This window comes from Marinomonas piezotolerans (assembly GCF_003362755.1).
Taxonomy (GTDB): Bacteria; Pseudomonadota; Gammaproteobacteria; order Pseudomonadales; family Marinomonadaceae; genus Marinomonas; species Marinomonas piezotolerans.
The window spans coordinates 1-1,214 of sequence record NZ_QKRA01000027.1 but is presented as its reverse complement, the minus strand read 5'-3'; the positions used below and the strand labels follow the sequence as shown (position 1 = coordinate 1,214).

The window sequence follows — 1,214 nt, the reverse complement described above, 5'->3', positions numbered from 1 at the left end:
TGCAATCAAGACTTTAATATCTTCCACACCTGGCCCTTTATATCCTCGGTCAACAAAACAGATTTCAGGTTTTCGCCCAATCAAGGTTTCTACTTGTTGCTGTTATTTTTCGGGGGGATTACCGTTGAGAAGTGTCCCCCCAATTCGTTGTCCAATTGGTTCCAATCAATAACCTTAGCCAGTCGAACTAAAGGATGGTTGGGGTCAATGATGTCAACGAGCTGTGGTTGGAATAAATCCTTTTGCGATATAGTCTTTGTCTGACGAGGCTTCATAAAAATCACCCATTCTGCAACTTTTTGGGCCTTATGGCGCATTTATAGCAAGATTTAGGCATTAACTATCTTATAAAAACACTTTGCATTCAATGGGTTGAGAGTTATTCAGGGACGACTAAATAGGTTGGCTTCTTTAAGGTTTCTTATAAGTGCTATATGCCTCAGTATGAGCAAAGTCTTGTGCTGGGGTTTTGCTTTCTGCTTCAGTTGCCAGCTATTCGCTGCCTTAGCAGTCATCAAAAATTAGGTATTGTCCTTCATAAGATTAGAATGCATGTTCAATAAATATTCGCGAACGATTTCAATTTCCTCAAGGCTCATACCGCTTTGAGCCACGTCATTGACTTCTTTTGCTAGAGGTTCAAGGGTATCCTTAAGGCTCTTTCCATATTCAGTTAAATAAACGACCTGTCTTGGTTTTCCTTCAGTTATAGGGCGAAGCTCGACGAGGCCAGCTGCCAACATGCGTTTAATAACGGAGTTCGTTGTGGGTCCAGTAAGTCCCACTCGTTCACTTAAGGTTTTCTGGGAGATTCCTTCCTCGTTCCAGAGCTCACGTAAGTATCCCCAAAATCCATGGTTTACGCCGTAGGGCTGTAATCTTCGTTCCAATGAATTGAAGTACTGCTTCGAGAGCTCTCGAATAATGTGTGCCATCCTCTCGTCTTTTAGCTCTGGGGCAGTATTTAATTTCTCTGCAGACATGTTCCTGTATCCTGGATTTTTAATATTATCGAACTTGTAAACTAGGCTTTAAAAAAACCTAGGTTTACTGGTGTTTTAAGCATCAGGGGTAATCAGATCATGTTAGTTAACTAACACGATCTGTCATCTTAGGCCCTTACTATGCTTCCATGTATAGTCGCATCGATAAATCGACAGCTTTAATATCTTTGGTGAGTGTACCCATTGATACATAGTCAACGCCAGCTTGTA

1 protein-coding gene and 1 pseudogene are annotated in these 1,214 nt (G+C 41.4%); both read right to left on the bottom strand.

Annotated features, from left to right (window positions below; genetic code table 11):
- Window positions 1-119: 119 nt before the first annotated feature.
- Window positions 120-275: pseudogene (locus tag DN730_RS19005) on the bottom strand (IS5/IS1182 family transposase); the annotation flags it as partial.
- Window positions 276-521: 246 nt separating this feature from the next.
- A complete protein-coding gene (locus tag DN730_RS19000; RefSeq protein WP_115469694.1) occupies window positions 522-983 on the bottom strand; it encodes a MarR family winged helix-turn-helix transcriptional regulator in 462 nt (153 codons plus the stop codon).
- Between the last annotated feature and the right edge of the window lie 231 nt (window positions 984-1,214).

Coding starts and splice junctions, on each gene's coding strand:
- DN730_RS19000 (WP_115469694.1), bottom strand. CDS start 983: ATGTCTGCAGAGAAATTAAATACTGCCCCAGAGCTAAAAGACGAGAGG.